Origin of the sequence: Polynucleobacter sp. AM-25C3 (assembly GCF_018882335.1) — a bacterium.
Taxonomy (GTDB): Bacteria; Pseudomonadota; Gammaproteobacteria; order Burkholderiales; family Burkholderiaceae; genus Polynucleobacter.
On sequence record NZ_JACVOS010000022.1, the window covers coordinates 1 to 8,531 of the forward strand.

The 8,531-nt window shown below is 47.3% G+C and carries 9 protein-coding genes; 3 read left to right on the forward strand and 6 right to left on the reverse strand.

The genetic code is table 11. The features are described from left to right. The 3 genes from ICN12_RS10515 to ICN12_RS10525 form a co-directional block, all read left to right on the forward strand. The coding region (locus ICN12_RS10515; RefSeq protein WP_216272460.1) for an integrase core domain-containing protein at positions 1-181 on the forward strand (181 nt) is incomplete at its 5' end. Between the two features lie 85 nt (positions 182-266). Continuing rightward, positions 267-1,295 carry a calcium:cation antiporter gene (locus tag ICN12_RS10520; protein WP_216272461.1) on the forward strand — a complete coding sequence of 343 codons (1,029 nt, stop codon included), beginning with the start codon at positions 267-269 and terminating at the stop codon, positions 1,293-1,295. Between the two features lie 9 nt (positions 1,296-1,304). After that, the gene (locus ICN12_RS10525) at positions 1,305-2,045 is read left to right on the forward strand and encodes a M23 family metallopeptidase (protein WP_216272462.1); all 741 of its coding nucleotides are present in this window, start codon (positions 1,305-1,307) and stop codon (positions 2,043-2,045) included. 7 nt (positions 2,046-2,052) lie between these two features. Here ICN12_RS10525 and ICN12_RS10530 read toward each other — a convergent pair whose 3' ends face one another. The 6 genes from ICN12_RS10530 to gspD form a co-directional block, all read right to left on the reverse strand. After that, on the reverse strand, positions 2,053-2,289 hold the full coding sequence (locus ICN12_RS10530) for a hypothetical protein (RefSeq protein WP_216272463.1): 237 nt from the start codon (positions 2,287-2,289) through the stop codon (positions 2,053-2,055). Positions 2,290-2,315: 26 nt separating this feature from the next. Beyond that, complete coding sequence (locus ICN12_RS10535) at positions 2,316-3,092, reverse strand: DUF3108 domain-containing protein (protein ID WP_216272464.1); 777 nt, start codon at positions 3,090-3,092, stop codon at positions 2,316-2,318. Between the two features lie 95 nt (positions 3,093-3,187). Beyond that, positions 3,188-4,102 (reverse strand): M23 family metallopeptidase, encoded by a 915-nt coding sequence (locus ICN12_RS10540; protein ID WP_255537800.1) that lies wholly within the window; start codon positions 4,100-4,102, stop codon positions 3,188-3,190. A gap of 5 nt (positions 4,103-4,107) precedes the next feature. Beyond that, positions 4,108-5,328: a type II secretion system inner membrane protein GspF gene (gspF, locus tag ICN12_RS10545; protein WP_216272465.1), complete on the reverse strand. Its 1,221-nt coding sequence runs from the start codon at positions 5,326-5,328 to the stop codon at positions 4,108-4,110. Positions 5,329-5,331: 3 nt separating this feature from the next. Continuing rightward, a complete protein-coding gene (locus ICN12_RS10550; RefSeq protein ID WP_216272466.1) occupies positions 5,332-6,747 on the reverse strand; it encodes a GspE/PulE family protein in 1,416 nt (471 codons plus the stop codon). Next, positions 6,747-8,411: a type II secretion system secretin GspD gene (gene gspD, locus ICN12_RS10555; RefSeq protein ID WP_370625027.1), complete on the reverse strand. Its 1,665-nt coding sequence runs from the start codon at positions 8,409-8,411 to the stop codon at positions 6,747-6,749. Before gspD ends, ICN12_RS10550 begins: the two co-directional genes overlap by 1 nt. Between the last annotated feature and the right edge of the window lie 120 nt (positions 8,412-8,531).

Below are 8,531 nucleotides of genomic sequence, written 5' to 3' on the forward strand. Positions count from 1 at the left end.
TCAAAATGCGCTTGCAGAGCGGGTGAATGGCATATTGAAAACAGAATTTTTGTTAAATAAACCGTATGACCTAAAGCAGGCTAAACAAATGGTGAAAGAGTCGATCCGTATCTACAACCAAAAGAGGCCGCATCTAAGCTTAAAATACAAAACGCCTGATGCGGTGCACCAGGCGTTTTAGGATCATAAAATAGATTTTTAACTGTCAACCTATATTAGGACGAGTCAAGCAATTGCACTTCTCACTACAAAAGACCCCGTTATTTATGCATTCTTTAGCCCCACTACTTAGCCAAACTTGGTTCATTGCCTTAATGGCTGTTACTTTAATTGGAGCAGTCTTATCTGCAGTTCACCATGCGGAGGTGATTGCCCATAAAACTGGAGAGCCATACGGCACATTGGTGCTTGCTATTAGCGTCACTATTATTGAGGTGTCACTCATTATCGCCATGATGTTTGCTGGTCACGAAGGCTCGCAATTTATTGCACGTGATGCCGTCTTTGCTACCGTCATGATTGTGGTGAATGGCGTCATTGGACTGTGCATTTTTATGGGCGGCTTTAAACATCATGAAATGTCCTTTCGGAACGAGGGTACAAATTCTGCGTTAGCCGTACTCACCGCACTAGCTACTTTCATTTTGGTAATGCCAATGGTGACGGTAAGCACCCCGGGACCTGACTTTACAAAAAGCCAATTGGCTTTTGCTGGCATTGCTTCTTTTGCCTTGTATGGCGCCTTTATATTCTTCCAAACAGTCAGCCATCGCGACTACTATCTTCCTAAATCGGAAGACAAGAAGACAGATAGCGACATCCATGCGGATGAACCTAGCAATCTCAAAACTGCTGTGAGTATTTTTCTATTGCTGCTGTCTCTGGCAGTAGTAGTCGGCCTAGCTGAAGCATTGAACCCCGCCATCGAAGCCGGAGTTAAAGCGGCTGGCGCCCCTAAAACAGTAGTGGGTATTGCGATTGCAATGCTTGTTCTACTACCTGAAGGTTATGCGGCCGTCAGAGCGGCGAGAGCCAATCGCTTACAAAGCAGCTTGAACCTGGCCCTAGGCTCAGCGTTAGCAAGTATTGGTTTAACCATTCCCACCGTAGCGGCATTCGCCATCTTTTTTAACTTACCACTTAGCCTTGGCATCAGTTCACTCAATATGACGCTGATGTATCTCTCCTTCTTCATTGGAGCACTTACCTTGGCAATTGGGAGAACGACCCTACTGCAAGGAGTAGTTCATCTGATTATTTTCTTTGAGTATTTATTTCTGAGCTTAGTACCTTAGTTGTTCCCCATGCCCTCTCATTTAATGCGTCGTCAAGCTATTCCATTCTGCGCATTATTGGCTCTGTGCCTCACAAGCCCATATGTCATAGCGCAGACATCAAAAAATTCATACGACTCAATCGCAATGGCAATGCTGGAGACACTCCCCACCAGGCCTTCAGTTTTGAGCTCTGTTCCAGTGATTAAAAGCACGAGCATCTCAAGCGATTACGGCAATCGAATCGGTCCATTTAGCGGTTCACATGAAAATCACGATGGCCTTGATATCCCCGCTCAATTTGGTAGCCCGATTTTTGCAGCCGGCAAAGGTACGGTTGTATTTTCTTCATATGCCCCAGGCTATGGGAATTTAATTGAAATTGATCACGGGCAAGGCGTGGTCACGCGCTATGGACATGCGGCCCAGTTGATGGTGAAGACAGGTGAGTTGGTAGAGCAATCCCAGCAAATTGCCACGGTGGGCAGTACAGGCAAATCCACCGGCCCACATTTACATTTTGAAGTCAGTAAAGGTGGCGTTTCAATTGACCCCAAATTACTTTTCGCAATTGAAGGCAAAAAATCAGACTCTGATGTACAGCGCTATACCTTTATCTTTAAAGAGATCCGCCTAAAGGCCCCTAATCAGATCAAGGACTCCGCATCTCTTAAGAACAAACCTCAAGTGGTGTACACCTCATCTGCCAGCAGAAAATCTGGAGCACCTCTGGTGATAGTGAGAGCGCCAGCTGGAAAAATCCAGCAGTAAATACTCTTTAGCGCGGACAAGCCTTAGATAAAAAACTCAGTAATTGACGTAGAACAGGCTCCCAAGATAGAGGGTCAGGTTTAGCACTACTTTGAACTGGGTTGGGTGCTGACAAAGCATTTGAGACAGCAGCTACTACGGGATTATTTTGCGATGGCTGGCAAAGCTGGCTGATCAAGATGCTGAACAATACAAATAGAACCAGTACCAAGCCAATAATGAGTTTAAGGGTCTTAGCTTGCATTGCTTTTGTCCGCTGAGTCTATATCTCTACAACTTGGGTATTTTTTTCAAGTCCACCTGAATCGTAGCGCCGTACTGATCACTCAAACCAATGACAGAGCGTAATGGAACATGCTCTTTTTCTGAGAACCAAACTTCAAAAGTGGCGGAGTCGTCTTTGGAGGTTGTTTTGTAGTACCGAATCGCTTTCACTTTCGCGCCATCAAAAGGAAACTCCCAAGCCTCGCCACGAACCAAGGTGTAATTTTTAATGGAGCGACCGTCTGTTACAGGCAAGACTACTGACTTGGCTGGTAAATCACGGCCAATAAATTGATAACCCACCGTCACCATATCCAATAAGCGTCCCGCATAAGGGGCTGTACCGGTTGGAGCGCTGCGTGATGAAACTTTATAGAAATTAACCACATTCTTTGGGGCATCTACCTTCGCAATGAGCAACTCCGTATTACCGCGCTTCTCTTGATAGGTATTGGTGAGCATCCCATTTGAACTCATACTACCGACAGAATCACGAATCAACTTCTGGTCTTGAAGCACGGATGAGAGTACGGCCAACAAGGTTCCCGTGGAGTGAATATGGTATTGATCTTTTTTAATGTCGACTTTTTCCACTACGGTAGCAACCTGCATCGAGCCCTTGACCAAATTAAACACTTGCTCATAGGGGCTAGGCGCTTCGCCAGATTGCTTTAGATAGGCCACCCTCTTGGAGGGATCAAGGGTGATTTTTAGCTCATACTCAAATTGAGCGGAGATGGGTGCAACTGCCTGACCATATCCCAGCGTTGAAAAAGTCAGCATTCCAAGAATGCTCAAAAATTGAAGAAGGGAGAATTTCATTGGTAAATAGATAGCTTTAATAGAATAAAAAATTGACTAATGTGCTTATGGGCTGATTAATTCTTTGCTAAGGATTGGCCGTTTCTAAGGACCTCATAGTGCAAATGGGGCCCAGTAGATCGACCAGTGGATCCCACCTTCGCAATGGCTTGCGCCTGCTTCACCAAGTCACCCGGCTTTACCAAAAGTTCTTGCGCGTGAGCATAGCGAGTCACTATGGCATTTTTGTGCTGCACATCAACTACGTAGCCATATTCTTCATCCCAGGCTGCACGAATGACCGTGCCGTCAGCAGTAGCTAGGATAGGCGTGCCATACGCCGCAGGAAAGTCTGTGCCTTCATGCCAAGCTACCTTGCCTGTAAAGGGGTCTGATCGATATCCGAGCCCACTGGATGCTTGAGGCATTAAAGGCAAAGGGGATGCCGTCGGAATCGAGTTCGCTACATCCCAAGTATGAGTCAATGACTTCTGCATATCTTGTACGCGAGCATTAAGTGCGATCGAGTCCTGTACGGTGCGATCTAAACGCGCGCCGTATTGCTCATCTTGATTACCCAGATTGATGGTGACATTCGAAGGCTTTAATGGGCCACCCTGCGCATTACCAAAATCCGCATTACTCAAATTGACTGCATTGGCTACACTCGCTTGACCATTCGAGCGCATTAATTGAGTACGTAATGCATCTAATTGATCAAGATTACGCTGCGCATCTTCTAAGCGCGCCTGCAATTCCGTTAACTTGGTTTCGTAATCATCCTCTGAGTTGGCGATAAAGCGCTTTTCTAAAAGCGCTTTTTTCTCCATGGCATGTAAGAGGTCTTTGATTTCGTTGTTGACTGAACTAACCATCCAGTTAGCGCCACACAATAAAGCCAGAACAGTAGCACCACCAAAAACTATGTGGCGCGCTGTCAGCGTAATTTCTCGTACGCGGCTATGCGGACCAGTCATGATGAGTATTTGCATTTTATTTACCTTACTCCTGAATTCATTTCTAAGATTGGCTGCATTACCGCCATCACAATTCCCAACACCATCAAACCCATCATCAAAATCAATAAGGGCTCTAACAAACTGGTAAATATTTTGGTCTTTTGCTCAGATTCCAACTCCGCATTCTCAGCACCATACTTCAGCATCTCAGCTAGCTTACCTGAAGCTTCACCAGAACGGATCAAATGAATCAGGATTGGCGAGAACACACCCTGGCTGCCTAAAGCCCTGGTCAAGCTATTGCCTTCACGCAAGCGCCCTTCTGTTGAATCAATGGCAGCACGCAAAACCGTATTGTTTAAGGTATCACGCGCACTATGCAAGGCAGTCAGAATCGGTACATTTGCTGCTACTAGCATGGCCATCGTATTCGCAAAACGCGCAGTCTCAAATCCCAAGAGTAGCGGTCCAATCAAAGGTAGATTTAATAGTGCGCGATCCACCCTCAATCGAAAGTCTTCTTTACTTAGAGCGCGACGAATATAAAAGATTGCACCAACAATGACAATCACGAGCAACCAACCCCAGTTGACTATGAACTCTGAAAGCGCCAAGATAAAGCGAGTGGAAAAAGGGAGGGCCTGCTTAGTGCTCTGAAACACTCTAGCAATTTGAGGAACAACATAAGTCATCAAGAACAAGACGATCATGAAAGCAACGCCAGTCAACATCGCTGGATACGCTAGCGCACCCAAGGCCTTATTTTTTAGGGCCTGACGTTTTTCTAAAAACTCAGCTAACTGCGTTAAGACTTGACCCATCTTGCCAGACTGTTCTGCTGCACCCACCACACCTTGGTACAAAGGATCAAAAGAGAGAGGTTGCGTGGCAATGGCTTTGGATAAGGGCAGACCCGCGCGTAACTCAGCGACTACTGCCTGCAGCACTGCTTTCACGTGAGCTTGACTACTTTCTTCAGCCAGAACGGATAGCGTCTCATCAATCTGAACGCCTGATCTCACCAAAATAGCGACTTGCTTAGTGATTAAAGTCAGGTCTGCACGACTTAAGGGCTTGTTCTCTGAGAACCATTTATTCCAGAAGCGCTGCTTACCCCATTCCGCTTCCAGTTCAATCGTCACGGGTACTAACTGTTTGGCCATCAAAGCCTGGCGCACCGCACGCACACTCTCACCATCCACGCTTCCGCGCTCGCTCTTACCAGCGTAAGTGAGGGCCTCAAATCGATAGCGTGACATAAATTAATCTATTTCTACGGAACCGGTAACGCGCAGAATTTCCTCGAGAGTAGTCTTGCCATCTGCTACCCAGCGCTTGCCGTCATCCGCTAGGGTACGCATGCCACCAATCACGGCCTGCTTACGAATATCACTCTCAGCTGCATGTTGATGAATGAGTTCACGAATCTTTTCATTGGTCGTCATGAGTTCATAAATACCCGCTCGGCCGCTATAACCTGATTGAGCACATTGTTCGCACCCCTTACCACCACATGACGGGCACGACATCCGAATGAGACGCTGGCCCAAAACACCCAGCAAGGTCGATGACAATAAGAATGGTTCGATACCCATATCAATCAAACGTGTGACTGCAGAAGGCGCATCATTGGTATGCAAGGTAGCCAATACTAGATGCCCAGTTAATGAGGCTTGCACTGCAATCTGCGCGGTCTCTAAGTCACGGATCTCACCAATCATCACAATGTCCGGATCTTGACGCAAGATGGCGCGCAATGCCCGAGCAAAGTTCATATCAATGCGGGAGTTCACCTGAGTTTGACCGATACCATCGAGGTTGTACTCAATCGGGTCTTCCACCGTCATGATGTTGTTGATCTTGTTACGCAAGCGCAATAAGGCGCCATATAAAGTAGTGGTCTTACCGCTACCAGTTGGCCCGGTCACCAACACAATGCCGTGCGGGCGATGAATCAACTGATCAAACTGCGTAAAGGTATCTTCCGCCATGCCTAAGGCACGCAAATCGAGGCGATCGTAGTTCTTTTCTAGCAAACGCAGTACGACGCGCTCACCATGAGAAGTCGGTAAGGTAGAAACGCGTACATCAATTGCACGCCCACCCACTCGTAGTGAAATGCGACCATCTTGTGGCATCCGCTTCTCAGCAATATCAAGCGAAGCCATGATCTTGATACGAGAAACTAAGGCCGCATGGAGATCGCGACGCATATCCACAATGTCGCGCAAATTACCATCGACCCTAAAGCGCACTAGGGATTTACGCTCGAATGCTTCCAAATGAATATCCGACGCCCCATCGCGGCTAGCTTGCTTGAGCAAACTATTAATCATCCGAATGACAGGGGCATCGTCATTCATCTCCAGCAAATCCTCAGATTCGGGCATCTCTTGCAAAAGACGAGAAAGGTCAACCGCCTCCTCTACCTCATCCACTACTTGAGAGGCATTGAGATCCCCTTCTGAGTAAGCAGCGTTCAGCGCTTCTAATACTTGCTCACTCGTTTGCTCTGTCCGATGAATGGGGCCTACGAGGCGGCAGATTTCTTGTATGACTGATAGGTCAGTATTCGCACTATGAATTAAGGTTGGCGCCCCTTCTGAATCCTCACTCTTTTTCAAGAGGATCTCATTCGCCTTTGCGTAGCCAAAGGGGATGCGAGGGAGTCGCGACATTATTGAATCGTAATCGGCACTGGCGCAGCAGATGCGGGTGCATTTGAAGGGCGCACGGGAATCGGCTTAGTCAATCCAGAAGACGGTAGATTGTTGGGGACTGGTGACACTGGCTTACCGGGCGGAATCAAAGGCTGCTCCAAATCAGAAATCCGCGTCAAGTCTTCCTTAGGCAATAACATCGGCGCTTGCTTAAATTGATCTTCCGTTTTTTGCACCAAGTTCAGACGATTCGTAGTGATATCCGCCGTTTGATCTTTATCACGCAAGATGTAGGGACGAATAAATACCAACAGATTGGTTTTGGTACGGGTCTTTGCATCTGAGCGGAAGAGCGCGCCAATCCAAGGAATATCTTTTAAGAATGGGATGCCACTAGAGCCATCGTTGTACTTATCCTCAATCAATCCACCCAACACAATAATCTGACCATCATCTACCAAGACATTGGATTCGATATTGCGCTTATTTAAAATAATTCCAGAGGCAAAACTCTGGTTATAGATAGAAGAAACTTCCTGATAAATCTGCATCTTCACAACGCCGTTATCAGACACTTGTGGGCGGACACGCAAAGTTAAACCCACGTCTTGACGGGTGTAAGTCTGAAACGGTGTGACTGTACTAGTGGAACCCGTTTGTGCATAAGAACCGGTAATGATGGGTACGTTCTGCCCCACCACAATGCGCGCTTCTTCGTTATCCAAGGTAATGAGGTTTGGTGTGGATAGGATATTGGTGCCTTGGGTCGTTGCTAACGCCGTTAGCAAGGCAGACATACCGTAAACACCATTAAATTTGGTGAGCATTCCTAGATTCAAGCCAGGCGCCGGGGGAACCGGCACACCTGATGGGTTTCCTGGGTTCAGGATGTTGTTCACATTTGAACCCAAGCCCAGAATATTGGAGCCCACTTGGCCAGCGGCATTTGTGAAGTTGGTGCCGCCAAAGCCCACGTTTTGGTTTCCAGAACCCACAATACCCTGCCACTGAATACCCAACTCTTCCGCATTGGTGGAGCTCACTTCAGCAATCAGCGATTCAATATAGACCTGGGTACGGCGGCGATCCAACTGCTCAATCACATGACGCAAGTTGCGATACAAAGGCTCACTCGCAGTAATGATGATCGAGTTGGTTGCAGGCTCCGCCTGAATAATGCCGCCGGTTGTGGGATTACTAGAACTCGTTAATGCGGAAGTTGCCGCGCTAGAGCCCATTGCCCCTGGCGCAGTATTTTGTTGATTAGCTTGCGGCTGATTTAAATTAGCCGCAAGATTAACGGAGCCTGGCTGTCCTGGTGTTCCGCCCACCTGTGCAGACAAAGTGGCATCTGCCGCCACAATCGCCCGCAATGTCACAGCTAATTTAGTCGCCTCGGCATTCTTCAGGGGTACTACCCAAATATTGCCGTTATTAGCAGTAGGTACGTCCAAGCGCGCTACCAATACCCGAATCTGTCGAATCCGCTCTGCACTGGCGCCTCGAATCAAAATCGAGTTACTTCTGGGCTCAGCCAGAATCATGGTTTTTAGAGAAGGCTCAGCACCACCTGTTGTAGCGGTATCGAGCACCTTACTCAAGATCGTTGCCATATCGGTAGCGATGGCGTATTGCAACTTAATACTTTGCACATCACTCGATGTCGGTGCGTCAATGGTAATCCCCCCATTTTTAACTTAAGCTAAAAGTAGAAGCTGGTACTGCAAGTGCTAGTTTTTGCTTTGGTGTAATTCCACCTAAGCCCATGTTCGGTCTTTCATGATTGTATGTCCACATCCAAT